The organism is Capnocytophaga sp. oral taxon 335 str. F0486 (genome assembly GCF_000277665.1).
Taxonomy (GTDB): Bacteria; Bacteroidota; Bacteroidia; order Flavobacteriales; family Flavobacteriaceae; genus Capnocytophaga; species Capnocytophaga ochracea.
In genome coordinates, this window is the sequence record NZ_AKFR01000016.1 from 1 (window position 1) to 22450 (window position 22450).

16 protein-coding genes and 1 rRNA gene are annotated in these 22450 nt (G+C 41.3%); 12 read left to right on the forward strand and 5 right to left on the reverse strand.

The window, feature by feature from the left end; all coding sequences use genetic code 11:
• The 3 genes from HMPREF1320_RS03565 to HMPREF1320_RS03575 form a co-directional block, all read right to left on the reverse strand.
• Positions 1-182 (reverse strand): helix-turn-helix domain-containing protein (locus HMPREF1320_RS03565; RefSeq protein ID WP_034554020.1); only part of this gene is annotated, 182 nt, incomplete at its 3' end.
• A gap of 279 nt (positions 183-461) precedes the next feature.
• A complete protein-coding gene (locus HMPREF1320_RS03570) occupies positions 462-1301 on the reverse strand; it encodes a prephenate dehydrogenase (protein WP_009417411.1) in 840 nt (279 codons plus the stop codon).
• A 7-nt stretch (positions 1302-1308) separates the two neighbouring features.
• Positions 1309-3657, reverse strand: coding sequence for a hypothetical protein (locus HMPREF1320_RS03575; protein WP_009417419.1), 2349 nt, complete (start codon positions 3655-3657; stop codon positions 1309-1311).
• 809 nt (positions 3658-4466) lie between these two features.
• On the opposite strand from HMPREF1320_RS03575, the gene HMPREF1320_RS03580 reads away from it, so the two are divergent.
• The 5 genes from HMPREF1320_RS03580 to HMPREF1320_RS03600 all read left to right on the forward strand — a co-directional run bounded on the left by HMPREF1320_RS03580 (position 4467) and on the right by HMPREF1320_RS03600 (position 9593).
• Positions 4467-5828, forward strand: coding sequence for an OprO/OprP family phosphate-selective porin (locus tag HMPREF1320_RS03580; protein WP_009417421.1), 1362 nt, complete (start codon positions 4467-4469; stop codon positions 5826-5828).
• Between the two features lie 26 nt (positions 5829-5854).
• The gene (locus HMPREF1320_RS03585; RefSeq protein WP_009417410.1) at positions 5855-6685 is read left to right on the forward strand and encodes a lamin tail domain-containing protein; all 831 of its coding nucleotides are present in this window, start codon (positions 5855-5857) and stop codon (positions 6683-6685) included.
• A gap of 83 nt (positions 6686-6768) precedes the next feature.
• Entirely contained in the window at positions 6769-7413 is a 645-nt protein-coding gene (locus HMPREF1320_RS03590) for a hypothetical protein (protein ID WP_002675535.1), read from the forward strand.
• 3 nt (positions 7414-7416) lie between these two features.
• Entirely contained in the window at positions 7417-7890 is a 474-nt protein-coding gene (locus tag HMPREF1320_RS03595) for a CYTH domain-containing protein (RefSeq protein WP_009417413.1), read from the forward strand.
• Complete coding sequence (locus tag HMPREF1320_RS03600) at positions 7887-9593, forward strand: SLC13 family permease (RefSeq protein WP_009411331.1); 1707 nt, start codon at positions 7887-7889, stop codon at positions 9591-9593. Before HMPREF1320_RS03595 ends, HMPREF1320_RS03600 begins: the two co-directional genes overlap by 4 nt.
• A gap of 216 nt (positions 9594-9809) precedes the next feature.
• Here HMPREF1320_RS03600 and HMPREF1320_RS03605 read toward each other — a convergent pair whose 3' ends face one another.
• Complete coding sequence (locus HMPREF1320_RS03605; RefSeq protein ID WP_009417422.1) at positions 9810-10442, reverse strand: HdeD family acid-resistance protein; 633 nt, start codon at positions 10440-10442, stop codon at positions 9810-9812.
• Between the two features lie 442 nt (positions 10443-10884).
• On the opposite strand from HMPREF1320_RS03605, the gene HMPREF1320_RS03610 reads away from it, so the two are divergent.
• The 6 genes from HMPREF1320_RS03610 to HMPREF1320_RS03635 all read left to right on the forward strand — a co-directional run bounded on the left by HMPREF1320_RS03610 (position 10885) and on the right by HMPREF1320_RS03635 (position 21181).
• Positions 10885-12849 (forward strand): putative porin, encoded by a 1965-nt coding sequence (locus HMPREF1320_RS03610; RefSeq protein ID WP_009417417.1) that lies wholly within the window; start codon positions 10885-10887, stop codon positions 12847-12849.
• Between the two features lie 37 nt (positions 12850-12886).
• A complete protein-coding gene (locus tag HMPREF1320_RS03615; protein ID WP_009417420.1) occupies positions 12887-14938 on the forward strand; it encodes a peptide MFS transporter in 2052 nt (683 codons plus the stop codon).
• Positions 14939-15018: 80 nt separating this feature from the next.
• The gene (locus HMPREF1320_RS03620) at positions 15019-16257 is read left to right on the forward strand and encodes a DUF5103 domain-containing protein (RefSeq protein ID WP_009417418.1); all 1239 of its coding nucleotides are present in this window, start codon (positions 15019-15021) and stop codon (positions 16255-16257) included.
• 84 nt (positions 16258-16341) lie between these two features.
• On the forward strand, positions 16342-17622 hold the full coding sequence (locus HMPREF1320_RS03625; protein ID WP_009417416.1) for a replication-associated recombination protein A: 1281 nt from the start codon (positions 16342-16344) through the stop codon (positions 17620-17622).
• A 540-nt stretch (positions 17623-18162) separates the two neighbouring features.
• Entirely contained in the window at positions 18163-20160 is a 1998-nt protein-coding gene (gene uvrB, locus HMPREF1320_RS03630) for an excinuclease ABC subunit UvrB (RefSeq protein WP_009417415.1), read from the forward strand.
• 88 nt (positions 20161-20248) lie between these two features.
• Positions 20249-21181 (forward strand): peptidylprolyl isomerase, encoded by a 933-nt coding sequence (locus tag HMPREF1320_RS03635; protein WP_009417412.1) that lies wholly within the window; start codon positions 20249-20251, stop codon positions 21179-21181.
• Between the two features lie 26 nt (positions 21182-21207).
• Here the strand turns inward: HMPREF1320_RS03635 and HMPREF1320_RS03640 are convergent, their stop codons facing one another.
• Positions 21208-21810, reverse strand: coding sequence for a CDP-alcohol phosphatidyltransferase family protein (locus tag HMPREF1320_RS03640; protein WP_015782566.1), 603 nt, complete (start codon positions 21808-21810; stop codon positions 21208-21210).
• A gap of 501 nt (positions 21811-22311) precedes the next feature.
• Between HMPREF1320_RS03640 and HMPREF1320_RS03645 the strand changes: the two genes are divergently transcribed.
• Positions 22312-22450 (forward strand): 16S ribosomal RNA (locus tag HMPREF1320_RS03645); the annotation flags it as partial.

Here is a 22450-nt window from a genome sequence, read left to right on the forward strand (position 1 = left end):
TGAGCTACTTTTGGACTGTATTTTCCTGTCTTTGTTTTGTTTCTTGACAGCTCTCGACTGACGGTAGAGGGATTACACTCTGCATAAAGAGCAATATCTTTTTGTTTGATTCCGCTTGCTTTTAAAGCAGAAATTACCGACCTTTGCACCAAATTTAAATGCTTATATTCTTTCATTGTCATTTACAAAGAAAAGCATTTATTTTGAAAGAGAAAAGACTTTTATAGTTTTTTCTCTTTTTTTATTTTTCAGAGGGTTGCCCCTTAGAGGCAAAACCCTCTGAAAAATAAAAGTTTTACTAAAAATTACTACTTAAAATTGCAATTATTAGTGGAACTTACAATGCGGTATATACCTATTATTAGAAAAGTATATACCTGTGAGGTCAGCGGTATATATCTATCACTAAACGGGTATATACACGTTACAGCTCGCATATATACCCATTTGGTATTAGAATACTATTTGAGTATTTTCCTAATATAATTGGCTTCGTGGATACTTTGGGTAAGGGCTTCGGATTGTTCAGTTTCGATGAGAGTTCTGAAAGCTTCTAAATTCTTGATATATTCATTGAGGGCTTTTAGCACATTGTTCTTGTTCTCCAAAAAGATAGGACACCACATCTGAGCGTCACTTTTTGCCAAACGCACCGTAGAGGCGAACCCTGTACTGGCTAAATCGAAAATTTGAGCTTCGTCTTTTTCTATCTCTAAAACGGTTTTGCCCAGCATAAACGAACTTACGTGCGAGAGGTGTGATACATAGGCAGTATGTAAGTCGTGGTCAGAAGGTTGCATCATCTTCACGCGCATATTAAGGGCTTTTACAATACTCAATGCACGGTCAAGCAGTTGCCAATTGCTTTTTTCTACTTCACAAAGTGCCATTACTTTCCCATCGAAGAGGTTGTAAAGAGCTGCCTCAGGTCCTGAATGCTCGGTACCTGCCATAGGGTGCGCTGCTACAAAATTTTTCCTATGGGGGTGCGTAGCTACTACCTCGCAGATGTGACCTTTTACAGAACCTGCGTCCATTACTAACGTGTGCTCGCCTACTTTATTGAGTACCTCTATAAGCACTTCGCCTATATGGTTCACGGGTACTGCTATGAGCACGAGGTCGGCATCGGTGAGATGGTTGTAATCCGTACTTTCATCGATGATGCCTAAGGCTAAGGCTTTTTCTATATGATTAGGGTTTAGGTCGATACCAGCAATGTGGTAGCCCAAACGTTTTTTTAGTTCTAAGGCAAAGGAACCTCCTATGAGACCTAAGCCTATGATGACTGCTTTTTTCAATTCGATATTAATTAGCTAATTGTCTCATAGTGTAGAGCACCAATTCAGTGGGTGATTTTTCAGTAACTATCCAAATAGATTTATCTAAATCTACATCTATTGCAATGGGGGATACTGATTCTACGGGAAAGTCTTTTAACAATTTTCCTTTTTCGTCGTATAAATAGGCTTTTTTGGTGTTTTGTTCGTTTACTGAGACGTAGTTGATGCCACGAATGCGGAACTGTTTAGGACGGGCATATTTACCTTCGGGAAGTTCAATGCGTTGCCTGCCTATGGTAAGTATGTTGCCCGAAAGAGAGGTAAGTGCATAACGATTACCTTCCCAATAAAAGGGTTCTACCAGCGATGGATTTGTGCGATTCATTCCTCCTTTCTCATCGATAGAAATAAGGTTACCTTCTTGAGTGGTGAACATAAACAAGTTATTGAATACCAAAGGAGGATTGTTAGAGAAACGATAGTTACCCTTTACTGTTATTCTGTTTTCACCGTTGCGGTGCAAGATATTAAAGATACCATTATCGGAAGGGTAGATAAGATAGTCTTTGCCATTGAAACGGTAATGCTTAGGAGTAAACAAAGGTTTTCCATTGGTGCGCTGTAAGAAGCCTTTCACTTGTTGTCCTTTTCTGTCTAACAGGTGCAAGATATTGTTTTCGGCAAAGAGGAAGCGGTATTCGCGATTGCTATCGTAATCGAACACCTCCAAAGGTGTGATAGGGTTTTGATATTTTAGAGGGAAAGGCTCTACCACATTGCCGTTGCGGTCAATAATCCAGATAGACTTTTCGGTAGTGAAAGCCATTTGCAAGAAGCCGTTTTTAAATAAATCGACCTGGTAAATAGGGCTTTGTATCTTTCCGTCTAAGCGTTTTTTCCACAAGAGAGAACCGTTGTTACCTATCAGATATAAATCGTTATTGGTGTCTTGCACGGCTATTTCGAGTTGTTTGGTGCGGTGGTTTAAGAGAATGGTAGGAGGGATAACCATTTGGTCGTCTAACGTAAGGCGGAAACGTTCTTTCATCTCATCGGAAAGAGTGCTTTCAGTTTGTTTTTGACTGATGAAATTGAGCACGTAATAGTCGTTTTGAGGAGTTTGTTGGAATACTGCCCAGCGATAGTTTTCAGCTATATAAGGATATTTACTGCTAAAAGCTGTGTTGTCATAAAGATTTGTGAGTCGCGTAACACTTACGTTGGAAGCGCTGTTTTGTTCTAACCAATCGTAAGATTTATTGGCTGAAAGCACATTGCCTCGTTGCATATCGTTGATTACTGAGGTAAGAAGGTCTTTGGTGGTAGTAAATACGAGAAACTTTTCATACACTCCGACGTATTTAGGGACAAACTGAGGTACAAAAGCCGTGAAAAAATCCATTGGGAGGTCGGGGTTTAGTTCGTACATAGAGAAGTTGTGCTGAAAGTCTTCTGAGAGTACGGGCAACTGTTTGATGGTTTCATCTACATCAAAAGAAGAGGCGACCGCAAATTGACCTTCGGGGGTTTGAGCAAAAGCTACCCCATTGATAGAGGTTTTAAACGGATTATTGGTAGCTGTACTATCGTTTTGAGCGAGCTTATCGCCGTCGTCGAAAGTATAAGAAACGAGTGAACGCAAGCGCGCGGGAAGTACGTTTAACACATTGTTTTGATAGGGTAAGGTGTGTGCCATTATATCGGCATTGGGATTGGCAATGAGTGCCATACCGCTAAAACGTATGTTGTTTTCTTCTAAGAAAAGGTCGAGAGAGACCCAATCTTTTACATTTTGCAATATCTCGGTTCCGAAGAACGATTTGAAGTAAGCATTTGCTTCGTCTTTTTGGAAGAAAAGAGTGGCAACGCATTCGGTATTACCTACTTTTTGGAGTTGTTCCAAAGACTGTTGCCGTGGTGTTTTAGTTTCTTGTTTCAGTTGTTGATAAGCCGAAACAGTCTCGGAATCGCCTATAACCAAGTTGTTATCGGCTATGGTGTAAAACCATTCTTTACCAAACTGAGCTTGTTTTTGGATTTGAGTATCGGCATTGCGCCAAAAACTAATAGTATCGTTACTAATACGGGGAGTTATCGCAAAGAAATGACCTTCGGTATCAAAAGCTACCCACAAGTTATCATCGGTGGGAATGCTATTAAGGAGCTTTACCTCGTGTGGGCGCAACTGATGAGGATTGTGCGTTTTCCAAAAGGTATTGTTAGCAATGGCACTGAGGAAGTTGTCTTTATCGTTGATGCGGAAAAGCATTTGCGTATTATCGGGGAAGAGCAAGGGTGTTACCTCCTCTTTCTTCTCTTTGGAATCGCAGGCGAGCAGGGATAAAAACAGCGTTATGTAAAAAAGAATGCGCATAATTAAGATGTTTCAATGAAAGCAGTGTAATATGCAATGAAGTGCAAAGGTAGGAAAAAATTTTTTAATACCAAAAATGCTGATAATGCCAATAATAGTAATTTAACTTTGCCAAAGGTCGTAGCACGACGAGCGATTAACTTTGGCAAAGTGTGTGTTGCAAAAGAAATTCAAATAGCAAATGGGAATATTGGGACTGTAAAAAGATAACGAAAATAAACGGAAGGGAGCTGAGAGAGATTTTGATGAAAAAAGGCTATTAGATGGGTGGGGTTAGCTTATAGAGAGCTTATAGGAAGCTTATACGAATCTTGGACGATTGGTATAGGAAGGGTATATAAATAATTGATTCATAGTATGATACAACAGTGCTAAAAATGTTAAAAACGGGGTTTCGAGGCGAAAGAAAGAGGAAGAGGTGCTAGGCCTTAGGTCATAGGCACTAGGGGATAACCTCCCCCTTTACACATACCCAGCTATCGCTGGCTACCTCCAAAGGGGGAATGTAGTGACGGAAAAGGGAAGAGATAGGGGTATGGTAGGATAAAATTATAGAAAGAGTTGGTAGTGAACGGTTAAACAGTGGATAGCTTAACAGTGAATAGTTAAAAATTGAAAATAGAAAAATAATCGAAAGTAAGATAGAGGTGATGTAAAGGTGTGTTATGTTAAAATTAAGGATTTTTCAGCTTAAATCAAAAAAAAAGAAAATAATTCATTGCTAATTGGAAAATAGTTTTTACCTTTGTGGCGTTAAAAGAACTATAATAATAATTTACCAACTCCATTAACAAACATTATTTTAACCGATGGAAAAGTTACCCTTTTTAATTTGGGGGCTATTGCTGTCTTTCTTTAGTACAGCTATAGCCCAAGAGCTCGATACCATTCGCTATAACCAATATGGCGTGGCAGTCGATAGAAAAGAACTTCGCTCAGAGGCACGTAACAATATCTTGGTTTTTGAATCAAAACATCAGAACTATAAGTTTTGGTTTGACAACCGTGTACAAGTGGATGCTGCTACGTTTTTTGGCGCTAAGAGCGATTACGACAAGATAGGCAACGGTGCTTCTATTCGCCGTGCTCGATTTGCCGTAAAGGCACAAGTTACCAAAGATTGGTACGGTGAAGTGGACGTTGATTTCGCCGATGGTATTTTTGAACTTAAAGATGCAATCGTGGAATACGACGGGATTAAGAACGTAGCCTTGAAGGTGGGGAACTTCAAAGAAGATTTCTCGATGGAGCAAACTACCAGTTCGCGTTACTTAACCTTTATGGAACGACCTATGGTGTGTAAAGCCTTAGTGCCGTCACGACATTTGGGTATTCAAGGAGAGTTCTTGCGCGACCATTTTAGGGCTTCGCTTGGTATGTTTTTGCAACGAGTAGCTGGCGTTGAGGAAGTGACCAATGTGCAAGACAACAACAAGGATTACGGACGCAACCAGGGGTATTCAATCACCAGTAAAGTGGGCTGGATGCCTTATACCGAAGACCGTATGCAAGGTTGCTATTTAGGAGTTAAGGGGTCTTACCGCACTCCTAAAACTGATGTAGCGCCTAAGGATTACGGCGGAGCGCGTTTTAGTACCCGCAACTCTACCTCGATTAACCGCAAAAAGTACTTAGACACTGATGTTATACCCAATGTAGACCACGAATGGTTGCGCGGGGTAGAAGCTGCTGCTTACTACGGAGGCTTCCGCGTACAAGGAGAGTGGATAGGCAACCACGTTACTACGGAAGCTACCTATTACAATTTCACAGGTTGGTATGTGCAAGCTGCGTATTTGCTCTTTGGTGGCAAACAGAAGTTTAACGTATCGGAAGGCGAGTTTACTCAGCCCACCCGAGGCAAGGAATGGGGTGATGTGGAGCTGGCAATGCGCTGTGATTACCTCACCTTGAACGATAAAGACGTGTATGGTGGTTCAGGAGCAAACTTCACTACGGGGTTGAACTTTTATGTGAATAACAACGTGAAAATAGCTCTGAACTATCAGTATACCAACAACGACCGTTATGCAAACGGCAGAGGCAAACTGATTATTGGGCACGATGCCACAGGAGCCCCAACTACCGATTATAAAAAAGCGGTGGAAGGCAAAGGCAAAGGCGGTGTGAGTTACCATATGCTCGCTATGCGCTTTGAAATTAATTTCTAAACATTCACCTTTAAACCATTACTAAAATGAAAAGTTTAAGATACATACTTCTATTAATATTGGTCATCACAGCAGGTTGTGTGAAAGATGCAGTGTACGAGGGAGCTTCGACCATCAAATCGGTAAAGCTTACTCCCGCAGCCCCTACCTCAACTGACAACGTAGTGGTAACCGCTGTAATCGCTCCGGGACTACAAGCACCTTCGACAGTAACTTTGGTTTACAACGCAGGAGCAGGCAACCAAACCGTAGCGATGACAGGCAAGGACAATACTTTTACAGGGACTATTCCGGCACAAGCCGATAAAACAAAAGTAACCTACAAAGTAACAGTAGTGAATACCGCAGGATTTTCGACCGTAAAAGAAAGTAGCTATGTGGTAGGCGATAAGCCTTCGGACTACACTAAATTGGTTCTTAACGAGCTTTACGGAGCAGGCGCCGATGCCGAAAAATTTATAGAACTTTACAACAACGGCGACACTCCTATCAAACTAAAAGACGTAACCATTAAAAAAGACGAAGAACTTACGTGGACGGGTATTGAGGGTGAAGTGGTAGCCCCTCACTCACATTTTGCTATCGTAGGTGCTAATGGCAGTACCCCAAGAGGGCTCAAGTCGGGTTTTTCGAGCAAGAAAAGTGTGCTTATAGAGCTTTACAGCCCAGAGGGAACTAAGCTCAACACCTTCCAACGAGGTGAAAAAGGCAATGGTTGGGGCAAAGTGGGTCTTGAGGCAGTTAAGAAATCGTGGAGCCGATGTCCTGATGGTACAGGTAAATTTATGCAAGCAGACCCAACCCAAGGGAAAGCGAACCCTGCGACAGGGACAGAAGATGAGACTGTTAAGCAGTGAGAGAAGAGGAGTGTAAGGACGGTTATTGTAGGGAAATATTACAAAATAAGCGATTAAACAATAAATGATATAAAAACATAATTATGGCAAAAGAAGAATTAAAGATTGGCGAAATTTCTAAACCGCGTTTTGAGTTTCGCAGTTTTGGGCGTTGCTTTGCTAAACAAGCCGAGCGTATGGCACGCCTAAGTGTACCTGTTCCTGAAAAAGTATGGGAACGCCGCAGTACCGAAACCTATATTGTGAGTAGGACTAACGATGTGAACAACACTAAAATTCGCGATGGTAAGATGGACATCAAAACCTTTGTACAAAAGGTAGATGGATTAGAACAATGGAACCCACTGATGAAAGGAGAGTTTCCCATCTCGGCAAAAGTGCTTAAAGAAGAAGTATTCCCCGCTTTTAAAGTGCAAGGAATGCCTGAGCTTACCAAAGGAGAATACACCTTAGGAGAGTTCTTACAGATGGTGGAAGCACACCCCGACTTGCAAGCAGTAACCGTTGAGAAGGTGCGTTTTGGTTATATGGTGAACAATACCATTTGCGAAACCGGCAACGTATATATCAATGGGGCTTTGGTGAAAACCATTAACTCAGAGTCTACCGAGATAGAAGATATAAAGAAAACCATTGCCGATTGCGGGTTGGAAGGAGTAGAGAACATCAACTACTTGCAAGCGATTAAACGCGTGATTGGAATGATACATAAACCCTTAGCAAATTAAGTTATGGCACAAGAAATAGAAAGAAAATTTATGGTGAAGAGCGATGCCTATAAAGCAGCATCGTTTAAGGCAACTCGTATCACCCAAGGTTATTTGAGTTCCGTTCCCGAACGCACCGTGAGAGTGCGCATAAAAGGGGACAAAGGGTTCATTACCATAAAAGGCATCGGTAATGAAAGTGGCGCAAGCCGGTTTGAATGGGAAAAGGAAATACCCGTAGCTGAAGTGCAAGAGCTATTGAAGCTATGTGAACCAGGTATTATTGACAAGACACGTTATTTGGTAAAGAACGGCGACTATTGTTTTGAGATTGACGAGTTCTATGGAGACAATGAAGGACTTGTAATGGCAGAGATTGAATTACCCGACGAGAAAGCTACTTTTGCCCGTCCTGATTGGTTGGGAGAAGAAGTAACAGGCGACAAGCGTTATTACAATTCAATGTTAATGAAGAACCCTTATAAGAACTGGAAATGACAAACAATACCGACCACACGCCACCTTTTGACCCTTTGGATATGAATAACTATCATATCGAAAAGTTGCCAAAGGTACAAAAAACAGGGGTAGAGCGGTTCCTCCAACGCATTGGAGGACCGCTTGCTATCCTCGCCTTTGTGCTTATTTACTGGGTAGCCAATATTTCGTTTATCAACCGGATTGATACCAATGAGAAGACGACACCGCTTACTGAATCGGCGATGGCTCGGTATGCCCAAATAGAAAAGGCTAAAACCAAACAACTAACAGCTACAATGAAGGGAGAAAAAAAACTCTCGGACGAGCAAAAAGTAACCCTACAACAGGCAACACACAACGAGTTTATACACATCAACTACGCGATGCTGGCTATTTTTGTAGCTGCTATTATTTTATGGATTACCGAAGCAATCCCCAATTACCTCACTTCATTACTGGTAATACTGGGCATTGTACTTTGTGGAGTCACGACCGACAAGACAGCATATGCTCAATTAGGGCACCCTGTAATGTGGCTCAATATTCTTTCGTTTATCTTAGCGAGTATGTTAGTAAAAACGCAGGTGGCGAAGCGATTTGCTTTGTGGTTTGTGTTGAAGTTTGGCAGAAATTCGGGAGGTATTATACTGAGTTTTATCATTATTAACTTAGTACTATCGGCATTTATTTCGGCAACTACTGCCAAAGCTGCTATACTGTTGCCTATCTTTATGGTAATAGCCGCTATCTACGGGGCTACGGGAGGAGAACACCGCAATAACTTCGGTAGGAATTTGATATTGCAGAACCTTTTCCAAATCAATTTAGGAGCTAATGCCTTCTTGACAGGCTCAGGAGCAGCCCTTTTAGCGGGCTCTCTTATAGCAGGAGCTATGGGTATAGGCTCTTTTAGTTATCAGGATTGGTTTAAAGCAGCCTTTCCGATGAGCGTGTTACTTATTCTCATAGCGTGGTTCGTAGGCTCGAAAATATATTTTCCACTGAAAAAAGAAGAGCGCGTACCACAGATTGAAGGAGGTATGGAAAGGCTTAGAGAAGAGCTTAACAAGCTCGGCAAAATGAAGTTTGAGGAGTATAAAGCGATTGCTATTTTTGTTTGTGTACTCATCTTGTGGGCTACCGATAAGCAACACGGTATCAACCAAACAGCAGTAGCTTTTATGGGTGCCGTAGTAGCCTTGCTTCCAGGCGTAGGCGTAGTGAAATGGAACGATGTAGACATTCCTTGGCACTTGCTATTGTTCTCGGCAGGCGCTTATACCTTAGGGGCAGGACTCGACGCGACAGGTTTGCCTGGCACGCTTATAGATGCACTTTTTGGTAGTTTAGGGATAACTCAAGCCACTCCGTTTTGGGTATTGTATATGATACTTACAGGAGGGATTTTGCTTTTCTCGCTTATATTCCAATCTAAAACAATGCTTACCCTCATATTCATTCCTATTGCCATAGGGGTCGCTCAGAAGAACGGGTATCCGATTATGAGTCTAGCTTTCCCGGTGGCAATGCTTGTGGGACACGTGTATGTACTGCCTTTTAACAGTAAACCTGCTGCCCTACTGTACACTACCAATCAATACAGCTGGAGCGACACCTTCAAGTTTGGTATCACGATGATGTTTATCAGTTGGTTGATGATACTCTTGTGGGGCGAAACGGTATTGCGGTGGTATGGTTTTACCAATGGAGTGTTCTTTTAATACCACAGTGCAATAATGACAATTACTGAAGGTAAGAGTAAAGATAACTCTTAAAAAGGGTGCTGGATATTGGGTGTAGGCACATCAATTATAAAATCATAATACCTCCAAAGAGTATTTAATTCTTTGGAGGTATTTTCTGTAAAAAAGCACTATAGTTCTGTAGTCATAGGTATAGCTATAGATTCGTGCCAGTGGTATTTTGCTAATCTGCTGTTATTTTAAAGCTTCTCTCACTTCTTTTTCGAGGTCTTCTATACGGTTCTTTAAATCATCTGATAACTTTTGAGCAGAACTTTTTAACTTTTTCAGATTGAACGAAAGTATTACAGAAGAAATACCTGTGAAGATAAACGCTAAACCTGTGAACACTACTAATGAGATACCTGTAAAGATAGGATTAGCAATCAAAATGAACGAAAGGATAATACCCAATACGCTTACTATGGCTAGGTTACCCCAATTTAGTACACCAGCTTCTTTTACTTCGAAGGCAAAACCGAGTAACTGAAACGAACGGAATAACAATGTGAATCCTACTACCAATGGTAATATAAACATTGATAGGGCGGGATACATAAGTAAAAAAATACCCATTATCAATGAAATGAGTCCGCTTACCAAATACCAGCCCCAACCATTGAGAGTTTTAGTATTTTGTAGGGCAAAGAAGGATTCAGTTATCCCTGATATTAAGAATGAGAGACTAAAGAGTATTGAAAGGGTAAGATAAGAAGCTTGTGGTGATATAATTACCCCTATACCACAAAGAATGAACAAAATCCCTAAAATAAGGGGAATGTACCAGTGTTTTACTGGTCTTCTGATGGATTTGAAAAAATACAACATAACTTTATCATTTATAATTTAATGACACAAAGGTAAGGATATTTTATTGATTAGCAAAAATATTTACAAATAAAAGATTAAAAATATAGTTGTTTTGTCAGTTATGTAGTTTATTGGTTAATTATAAAAGTTTGATAAAAATAAGGTCTGTCCCAAAAGTTTTGTTCTGTGAGGGCGATTTGCCAATCGCCCCTACAATATAACTAGGAGAAATTGATTATCAAGGTAATCAACTTTTTCAAAGTCTGAAACTTTGGCAAAGTGTAGCGACGCAAATGCGATTTTAAGACTTTTCGGGCAGTCTTAGTAATTTATATAACAAGATAGACACAAATTGCAAACTCGCACTAGCAAATAAATTTGATACGTTTGACTTATATCTAAAATTAACAAATTGGCTAATTGACAAATTATTCCTATCTTTGCCCCCAAATAGAAACGAATGACACTGAAAAAAACTATATATTTCCTTATAGGGTTACTATTCCCCTTGCTGAGTTGGGCACAAGAAGACGATAGTGCGAACAACAATCAGGAGGGAGGGGTAACCTTTAAGTCGTTGCGTCCTAAAAAGAAGAAAGACAGCATTACTTTCACTGCACGCGACTACAAAATTATTACTTATACCCGCGATACTACTTCGGTAGATACTTCGCTTACGATGCAGAAGTATTACTTGAACAACGAGTGGGGAAAGGATATGTTTGGCAAGATGCCTTTCTCGAATATGGGGCAACCGTATAATGCACTCTCTTACGACTTCCGCCGTCAGGATTACCTGCCTTCGATGGGAGCAGAAGCTAAAAAGCAACTCTACCTCACTCCCGAAGAGGTAACTTATTACCATTTGCCTACGCCACTTACTGAGTTTACTTACAAGAGCGGTATGGAACAAGGTCAGTTTTTGAACACCCTTTTTTCAATCAATTTACAGCCCAACCTCAATATCTTTATCGCTTACAAAGGTTTGCGTTCCTTGGGTAAATACCAACGTATATTAGTGAGCAATGGCAATTTTAGAGCGGGCTTTTCCTACGTATCGCCTAACAAGAAATACACTGCCTTTGCACACTTTGCCTCTCACGACATCACCAGTCAGGAGAATGGAGGTATAGTAACGCCCGAGCAGTTTGAGGGAGGTGAAAAACAGTTTAAAAACCGTGCGACAATAGACGTGCAATTGCTCAATGCTGAGAATATCCGGGAGAGCAAGCGTTATTTTTTGCAACACGACTACGCTTTCTTGCGCAACCGCGATTCGCTGGCTTCGTACAAGCAGATACGCTTCCGCCATTTGTTTAGCTACGAAACTGAACATTATACTTATGACGAAACTCAAAGCAACAGTTATTTTGGCGATGCCTATGTACCCCAAAACCTGCACGACAAGGCACGCTTGAAAAAGATGATCAACCGTTTGGGAGTAGAGCTCGAATTGCCCTATCTGGGTAGAACTTTCCTCTTTGGAAATGCTTATTTCTACAATTATTACTTTCAGAACGCTTACTACGTATCAGGAGTATTGCAACGCCGACAAATTAAGGATACTGACCTGAGTTTAGGTGTGCAATGGCATAAGAAAGTGGGTGGTTTCAGCATAGACGCAGAAGGCGAACAGACATTTGTAGGCAGGATGACAGGTACTAGACTCAGCGGGAAACTTGCTTATGCTTTTGACGATAAGAACAGCATCACCGCAGGAGCTGAATTGCATTCGGCTATGCCTAATTTTAATTATTTGCTGTATCAAAGCGACTACAAGCAGTTTAATTGGGATAACTATACTTCGTTTAACAAACAGAATACCCAGACCCTCTATGGCGATTTGAAAACCCAATGGGGGAATGCTTCACTAAGTCTTACCAACCTCAACAACTACACTTATTTTCAAGAAGAAACCTTAGGGAAAGTGCGTCCTGAGCAGTACAGTAGCAATATACAATATTTGCAACTGAAAGTACAAAAAGAGTTTAAATTTGGTAAATGGGGCTTAGATAACACTATGCTTTACCAGCAAGTGGTACAAGACAGCAATATTTTGAATGTGCCTACTTTTGTGACTCGCAATAGTTTTTACTTTGCATCACACTTGTTCAACAAGGCAATGTACTTACAAACGGGGATAGGGTTTAATTACTTCACCAAATATTACTCCAATCAGTACAATCCGCTTTTAGGGGAATTTGCTGTACAGACGGCAGAGAAGACGGGTAACTTTCCGATGTTTGACTTTTTTCTCAATGCCAAAGTACGTACGATGCGCATTTTCTTCTCTTTAGAACAATGGCAAGTGCCCGTGAGCAACTGGCTAAAAATAGGAAATCCTTACAACTATTATTCTGCACCACGTCAGCCGTATAGAGATTTTATTATTCGATTGGGAATTAAGTGGGACATTTTTAGTTAAGAGTTGAAAAGCAAGAAAAATAACGAATAAAATCTATATGACTAAAAAAACAATTTTCGATACACAAGTATTAGGACATCCAGCGGGGCTGTTCGTGCTTTTCTTTACAGAAATGTGGGAGCGTTTTTCGTTTTATGGAATGCGCGTACTGCTCATTAACTTTCTTACGATGACGCTTATAGGGTATAACCCAGGATGGGCGTGGAGTACTGAAAATGCGGGTGCACTTTTTGGTACGTATGTTATGCTTCTTTATCTCACTCCTATACTTGGAGGTATAATAGCCGATAAGATTACTGGCTACCGTTGGGCAGTAATCATAGGGGCGGTTATTATCACCTTAGGACACGTATCGATGGCTTTTGAAACTGAGGTTTCGCTCTATTTGGGGCTTGCACTTTTGGTGATAGGAACGGGCTTTTTCAAACCTAATATGGTGTCATTTGTATCGGAAATGTACAAAGACCTACCCGAGAAGAAAGATGCTGCTTATACCATCTTCTATATGGGAGTAAATTCTGGAGCTTTCTTTGGAATGATGCTCTGCGGTTACTTGGCAGAACGCATAGGGTGGAGTTGGGGCTTCGGTTTAGCAGGAGTGTTTATGCTCTTGGGGACTATACAGTTTTGGTTTGCCAAATCTTTATTTGGTTCAATAGGAAGTGAGCCACGCAAGCAAGAAAAAAAAGAGACTACAAGTGATGCAAAACAAGAAGAGGAAAAACTCAATCCTTTCACTACCGTAGATAAGATATTGGTAGCGCTTTCGGCAATCATAGGTATTGGCTATGCACTAAACGACCCTCTCTCGAAAATATGGAATATCGACCTTTTTGGGTGGGCTGCTACCTCAGGGCTTAAAGGGCAATATGTGATGGTGATTGTAGGCTTAATAGCTTTCTTTTACCTGATAGGTAGTCGCATAATGCGTTATACTACGATAGTGCGCGACCGTATGCTTACCGTGGTCATCTTTGCCTTTTTTGTGGTGTTTTTTTGGTTGTCGTTTGAACAAGGGGCTTCGTCTTTAGTGATTTTTGCACGGGATAATATAGAGCGTGAATTACAGGGTAATTGGGCAGTAGTTTACAATATTTTCAATGCACTACTTACCGTGATTCCACTATTACTGATTACCTACGTACTTTTCCTTTTGGTAAAGAAAACCTACAAAAAGATATTTCCTGCCGTAGTAGTGTTATTGGTCTGTTTTAGTCTTGTATGGGGCATTGCTTCGTGGATGCTACAACGCGACTTTAAAACCACAGCTTACAGTGTGAGTTATCAAGCCTATGAACAAACCGATACACAAGGCAGAACTACTTATATCCCTATTACTGAAGAAAACAGAGTCGCTCGCCCTGATTTGAAAATCGTAGAACGTACTACTATCATAGGAGTAGCTGATTATCACCTAAAAGTAGGACAAGAGATAAAATTGCTGAGCAAGAACAACAAAAACACTTCGTTTGGCTATGTAGATGCCGAAAAGGAACAGTGGGCAAAACAGCGGGGAGCAGAGCTCAATACTGACAACGGGCTGATAGTTGCGCAAGTGAAAGAAGAGCGCGATAACTGGGTAGAGACGACTGTATCGTGGTTTTCTATCCTGAATTCTTTCTTCATTATTGCCTTAGCGAGCTTGTTCTCACGTTGGTGGGATAGCAAGTATAATCTACCTGCTGCGATGAAATACGGCATCGGACTGCTGATGCTTTCAGTAGGATTTGGTTTACTCGCCTTAGGCTCTCACGGGGTAACTCACGGAGTAAAGGTGAGTATGTTATGGCTTGTATTTGCTTATATGTTTAACACTATGGGTGAGTTGTGCTTATCGCCTGTGGGGCTTTCATACGTCTCGAAGCTTGTACCTGCACGAATGATAGCATTTATGTTTGGGGTATGGTACCTTGCTGTAGCTATTGGTCATAAATTAGCAGCTGTACTGGGCGGACAGATAGAGAATATCACCCGTGAGTACAGTTTGAGTACTTTCTTTTTGATATTTACCATTGTGCCTGCCGTAGCAGGGGTACTCATTATTCTCATCAATCCGTTTGTGAAGAAACTGATGCACGGAGTGAAATAAGTGAGTTGTATTCTTGTGGAGAATATTTATTTTACTAAATAAAAAATAGTACACCTAAGACAAAATATAAATATTTAATTATGAAAAAACTTCTTTTTTTACTCCTACTTCCCTTGGCAATGCAAGCTCAACCGCTGGTGGAGAAAACACCACCTGATTATATCAAAACGATTATCTTCAAAGCTAACGGCAACGATAAAAACCAATTCCCTATCGTGCGCCGTAATGAGTCGTTTAGCTTGCAGTTCGACGACCTCGGGGGTAATGAGGAGACTTACTACTATAAAATCACTCATTGCAATGCCGATTGGTCTGCCTCTTCTCTGCTGAAAAGCGAATACCTTAAAGGCATTGATAACCAACCGGTACAGCCCGAGAGTAACTCCTATGGTACCCTGCAAGGCTATTCGCATTACCGCCTTACTTTCCCTAATGAACTCACTAAAATCACTCTCAGTGGTAACTATATGCTCTCTATCACCGATAGTTATGGCACAGAGCTCTTTTCACGCCGATTTGTGCTTTATACACCCCAAGTGAATGTACTCACCGAAATAAAACGCGCTCGCGATTTGCAGTATTTCGATACTCAACAAGTGGTACAGTTCACTATTAAGCAGAAAGATTTTAGACTTGATAATCCCAATGTAGCGGTGAAAGTAGCCATACTGCAAAACTACCGTTGGGATACGGCTATCACGGGTGTAAAACCTCAGTACGTGATGGGTAACGACCTCGTGTATCGCTACGACCGCGAAACGGCTTTTTGGGGAGGCAATGAATACTTCTATTTTGATAGCAAGGATATACACGTGCCTGCATCGGGAGTCTATCGTTTGGATAGAAGCAAATGGGTAAATAGCTACTTGTTTACCAATGTAAGCCGTGCGAGCAATGTCTATACTTATTATCCCGATATCAATGGCGATTTCTTGGTAACCACTATCAACGGAATGAACCCTGCCAATGAAGCCGATTACACCCAAGTGCATTTTGCCTTAGAAGGGAAATCTACTTTTTGGGGTAAAGAAGTGTATGTATACGGCAAGTTTAGCAACTACGAACTCCGTGATGAATACAAACTCACTTATGACGAAAAAGATGGACTTTTCAAAGGGAAAGTACTCCTTAAACAGGGATTTTACAACTATAAGTTTGCTACCAAAGCAGGCAACACAGTTGATTTCAACGAAATAAGTGGTAATTTTCAACAAACTGAAAACACTTACCTCGTGTTAGTGTACTACCGCGCTCCTGGTGCTCTCTACGACGAGGTGGTAGGCATCGGCTCTGCTTCTAGTACCAATATCACAAAATAGGTCGTAGTACGACAGGCAGTTTATACATTGCTACACTTTGGCAAAGTTGATTTCATTAATCATTAAACATTAATCATTATATCAATGTCTTCTCCTTTAGCAGAACGTATGCGCCCCACTTCCTTAGCGCAATATGTGGGACAAGAGCACTTAGTTGGAGCTCAAGGGGCTTTGCGTCAACAGATAGAACGCGGTCTTTTGCCATCGCTTATCTTTTGGGGTCCCCCAGGAACGGGTAAAACTACGCTGGCAAACATCATTGCGCACCAAAGCAACCGCGCTTTCTATACCTTGAGTGCCATTAGTTCGGGGATTAAGGAAGTGCGTGAAGTAATTGACCAAAGCAAACAAAGCGGCGGACTCTTCACTACCCAAAACCCTATCGTTTTCATAGACGAAATTCATCGATTTAACAAAACCCAACAAGATTCCCTTTTGCAGGCTGTTGAAAAAGGTTGGATTACCCTCATTGGGGCGACTACTGAGAACCCTAGTTTCGAGGTGATTCCTGCCTTGCTCTCTCGTTGCCAAGTGTATATACTGAACGCCTTTGAGCGCAAAGATTTAGAACAACTGCTTCACAATGCCATTACCCAAGATGTTATTCTTAAAACCAAAGATATTCAACTGCAAGAAACAGAAGCTCTTTTGCGACTCTCAGGTGGCGACGGACGCAAATTGTTGAACACTTTTGAGCTCATCGTCAATGCGACTCCTGAAGGTGAACCAGTAGTGATTACGAACGACAGCGTCCTCAGATTGGTGCAGAAAAACACCGTACTCTACGACAAAACGGGTGAACAGCATTACGATATCATTTCGGCTTTTATCAAATCGATACGAGGCAGTGACCCTAATGGCGCAGTCTATTGGTTGGCACGAATGATTGAAGGCGGTGAAGATGTGAAGTTTATCGCACGTCGTATGCTCATTCTCGCTTCCGAAGATATAGGCAATGCTAACCCTACTGCAATGATTTTGGCTAACAACACCTTTCAGGCAGTAACCACCATTGGTTACCCCGAGGCGCGTATTATCCTCAGTCAGTGTGCTATATATCTCGCTTCTTCTCCTAAGAGCAACGCTTCTTATAAGGCAATTAACAAATCCCAACAAGTAGTAAAGCAAACAGGCGACCTGAGTGTACCTATCCACTTGCGCAATGCCCCTACCAAACTGATGAAAGAGCTCGGCTATGGCAAAGACTACCAATATGCTCACGATTATGAGAGCAATTTTGCCTTTCAGGACTATCTCCCTGATGAATTGCAAGGTGAAACCTTCTATGAACCTTCTGATAATCCACGTGAGAATGCCCTGCGCGACTATCTTAAAAAATTATGGGGCGAGCGATATGGGTATTGAAATTAGCAAATTAGCAAATTTGAAAATTAGAAAATGAGGTAAAAGCCAATAATGCTAGAAATACTGATAATTAACTTTGCCAAAGGTGCGAGCCGCACAGGCAGTCGTAGCACGACGGGCAATTAACTTTGGCAAAGTGTGTACTGCAAAAGCGATGTATTAGGGTTGTTAAGAGAAGACGGAAGATATCGGAGAGAAACGGAAGGGTGTGTTGAGGTAAAAAGTAAAAAATGAGCTGTAAATTGGGTGGGGTTAGCTTATAGAGAGCTTATAGGAAGCTTATACGAATCTTGGACGATTGGTATAGAAAGAGTGTGTAAAGAGTTAATAGTGAGAGGTTAAGAGTTAATAGAGGGAAGTAGTTTTGAGGGTAATAAATCGAAAGAAAAGCAAAGATGAAGTGAATAAATGGGGGAGAAAAGACTATAAAATTTTGAATTCAGATTTTAGTATTTAGAGTCTCTAAGCTATGTGCGTGAAATAATTTTTACTTTTCAGTTTTCTTCACTATCTTTGCACTCTTATTTATGGTTAAAACAAATGAAATTCAATATAGTTTCTGACTTTGCCCCTACGGGCGACCAACCTCAGGCTATCGACCAATTGGTAAAAGGTATAGAGCGCAACGATAAGTACCAAGTACTATTAGGTGTTACGGGCTCTGGAAAGACTTTTACTATCGCTAATGTGGTGGAACGCATTCAGCGTCCTACTCTTGTGTTGGCACATAATAAGACGCTGGCAGCCCAGTTGTATTCTGAATTTAAGGCTTTCTTCCCCAATAACGCGGTGGAATACTTCGTCTCTTACTACGACTACTATCAGCCGGAAGCTTATATACCTTCCACAGGTACTTATATCGAAAAAGACCTCTCTATTAACGATGAAATTGAAAAACTGCGTCTCAGTACGACCTCTGCTTTGCTGTCGGGCAGGCGCGATGTATTGGTTGTGGCATCTGTGTCGTGTTTGTATGGTATTGGTAACCCTGTGGAATTTCAAAAGAACGTGATTACCCTCAAACAGGGTGACGTACTCCCTCGTACCAAGCTGATGCATCGCCTTGTGCAAAGTCTCTATGCCCGAACGACCGCCGAATTTAGGCACGGCAACTTCCGTATCAAAGGCGATGTGCTTGATGTCTTCCCAGGTTATGACGACAACGCCTTTCGCATTCACTTTTTTGGTGATGAAATTGAAGAGATAGAACAGTTTGACCCTACTACTAATCACGTGTTAGACCACTACCAGAGCCTTAATATCTACCCCGCTAATATGTTCGTTACTTCCCCTGATATTCTCCAAAAAGCGATATGGAACATTCAACAAGATTTGGTGAAGCAAGTAGAGTTCTTTGAGGCTTTAGGCAAACCCTTAGAAGCCAAACGGCTGAAAGAACGCACTGAGTTTGACCTTGAGATGATACGGGAATTAGGGTACTGTTCGGGTATTGAGAACTATTCTCGCTATTTGGACGGTAGAGAACCAGGCACACGTCCGTTTTGCCTCATAGATTACTTCCCCGATGATTTCTTGATGGTTATCGACGAGAGTCACGTAACCGTCTCACAAGTGCACGCAATGTACGGTGGTGACCGCAGTAGGAAGGAGAATCTCGTGGAATACGGTTTCCGATTGCCCGCTGCAATGGACAACCGTCCGTTGAAATTCGAGGAGTTTGAAGCGCTTCAAAACCAAGTGATTTACGTGAGTGCCACCCCTGCTGATTATGAGCTCCAACAAACGCAAGGCGTGTACGTAGAGCAGGTGATACGCCCCACCGGATTGCTCGACCCCGAAATAGAAGTGCGCCCCAGTGCCAATCAAATAGATGACCTTGTGGAGGAAATACAACTGCGCACCGAGAAAGACGAGCGCATATTGGTAACCACCCTCACCAAGCGAATGGCAGAGGAGCTTACTAAATACCTCACTCGCATTGGTATTAGGTGTCGTTACATTCACAGTGATGTAGACACATTAGAGCGTGTGGAGATAATGCAAGACCTGCGCAAAGGACTCTTTGATGTGCTCATAGGGGTAAACCTCCTCCGTGAGGGCTTAGACCTGCCCGAAGTGTCGCTCGTAGCTATCCTCGATGCTGATAAGGAAGGCTTTTTGCGTTCCACTCGTTCGCTCACTCAAACCGTAGGAAGGGCTGCCCGCAATGTGAATGGAAAAGCAATAATGTACGCCGACAAGATTACTGAGAGTATGCAACGTACCATTGACGACACCAATTACCGCCGTGAAAAGCAAATGAACTACAACAAGGCACACAACATCACGCCTCAGCCTTTGCATAAGAAGATAGAGAATAGCCTCAGCAAGAGCCCTATAACCGAATTTCACTACGATCCGTCGTTTAAAGAGCGCACAGCTGCCGAAGCGCAATCGGTATATTTATCGGCTAAGGAATTGGAAAAGAAAATCAAAGAAACCCGCAAACTGATGGAGGTAGCTGCCAAAGAGCTGGATTTTGTAAAAGCTGCACAGTACAGAGATGAGCTAAAGAATTTGCAGGAATTAGCAAATTAGCAAATGAGAAAATGAGCAAAGTGTGGTGATTTGGTGATTTAGGAATTTTGGTGTAATTTTGCACTCTAATACATTAAAAGATAAAAAAATGCAAAATGGTATTTATGCAAAGATAACTACCACGAAGGGAGTTATTTTACTTCGTCTTACTTATGAAAAAACGCCTGCTACGGTAGGGAATTTTGTAGCTCTTGCAGAAGGGAAAATGAAGAACTCACAAAAATCACTTGGTACGCCTTATTACGATGGACTTACTTTTCACCGAGTGATTCCTAACTTTATGATACAAGGAGGCTGTCCGTTAGGAACTGGCACAGGAGACCCAGGTTATCGTTTTGACGATGAATTTCACCCAGAGCTCAAACACAATAAACCGGGAGTCATTTCGATGGCGAATGCAGGACCAGGTACGAATGGGAGTCAGTTTTTCATTACACACGTAGCCACCCCTTGGCTAGACAACAAGCACACGGTGTTTGGTGAAGTTGTGGAAGGACAAGATGTAGTAGATGCGATTGCACAAGGCGATAAGATTGAAAAAGTAGAAATAGTGAGAGTAGGAGAGGAGGCAGAAAAATGGGACGCCTTAAAAGCCTTCAATGATTTTAATGAAGCCAAAGCAGCTCGTTTGGCTGAAGAGAAACGCAAAGCTGAAGAAGCCTTTACCAAAGAAGTAGTGGGCTTTGAGAAAACGAATAGTGGTTTATATTACCAAATTACCCACAAGGGTAATGGTAAAAAAGCAGAAGCAGGGCAAAAAGTAGCCGTGCACTATACAGGTATGTTGCTTGACAAGACCGTGTTTGATAGTTCTTATCGCAGGAAAGAACCACTACAGTTTACTGTAGGTGTTGGACAAGTGATTGCAGGTTGGGATGAAGGAATATTACTTCTTCACGAAGGAGATAAAGCCCGATTGGTAATCCCATCAGAACTTGCCTATGGCGGTCGTGGTGCGGGAGGCGTAATACCACCTAATGCACCTCTTATTTTTGATGTAGAATTAGTATCAGTAGGGTAACCTTATTTTTTATTAAAGAAGAGTATTTAGCTATTAAGCCATTTGCTCTTCTTAAAGTTTTTGCCTCTTCTTATTAAGTAGGCGTGATAGGCACTAGGGATATCGTTTTGCCATTTGGGCAACAAAAGCAAGATGAGAATCACATCTAATTGTGAGAAGAGCCCCCAATAAATAGCTAATTGCAAGGGAAATCCTCCGTGACCAAAGCCTATGAGGGAGATAAATGCTGTAAGTAAGCACAAACCCCACAACTTGGAGAGAAAAGCGTGAGTACAGGTTTCTTTGCCAAACTTCAGAAAACTAATAGTATAACATAACCCTTCCATTATAAAAATAGCGATTACTTCATACCGATACGTCTTTATGAGTTCAGGGTTGAGATGATAACACGCTATTCCTATAGAGAGCCAGAATACTAAATCTGTTTGGCTATCCATTCGTCGCATTTTTACTGTACTAATACCCATTTGCCTTGCGATAATCCCATCGAAAATATCGGAGAGTAAGCCAAGGATGATGAAAACTATAATCCATAGCCTTGCTATTGATTCTTCAGTGTAATAAGAAAAGATCAGTATGGTAGGGGCTAATAAAAAACGGAAGGCTATTAGTAAGTAAGGTGTCTTCATTTTAATAAGTTCTTATGAGAACAAAAATACAATATTTTTCTAATATGCAAAAAAATATATGTCTTTTGGTAAATTAGCAGATTATGTATTATATCACACTTGAGTACTAAAATTATTATGATAGGATAGTTTGGAAACTACTTATAGATGTTAGAGATAAAAATGTGAATGTATGTTTAACTGTTGGTAGTTAGTTGTAAGAGAAGAAAAGCGTGTTAGAAAGCACTAAGAAGCCCAAAAATGATTATAATATTAGTATTAATAATCAACCACTTACCGAAGCACATAAAACTTTTTAGAAAAAAATTGTATAAAAATTTTGTAGGTAAATAAAAAGGTTATACCTTTGCACCCGCAAAAGAGGATAGTAATGCCTCTGGAGCGGAAAGAAACAACACGTACCTTGACATAATGTTGTACAGCACAAAGAAAGATTTAAAGGATTGAGTGAAACCTGAAGTCAATAACTTGAAGATCGGTTAGAAGATATAAAAGATTTTAACGATGAAGAGTTTGATCCTGGCTCAGGATGAACGCTAGCGGCAGGCCTAACACATGCAAGTCGAGGGGGAAGTTACTTTCGGGTAACAGAGACCGGCGTACGGGTGCGTAACGCGTATACAATCTGCCTTTCACTGGG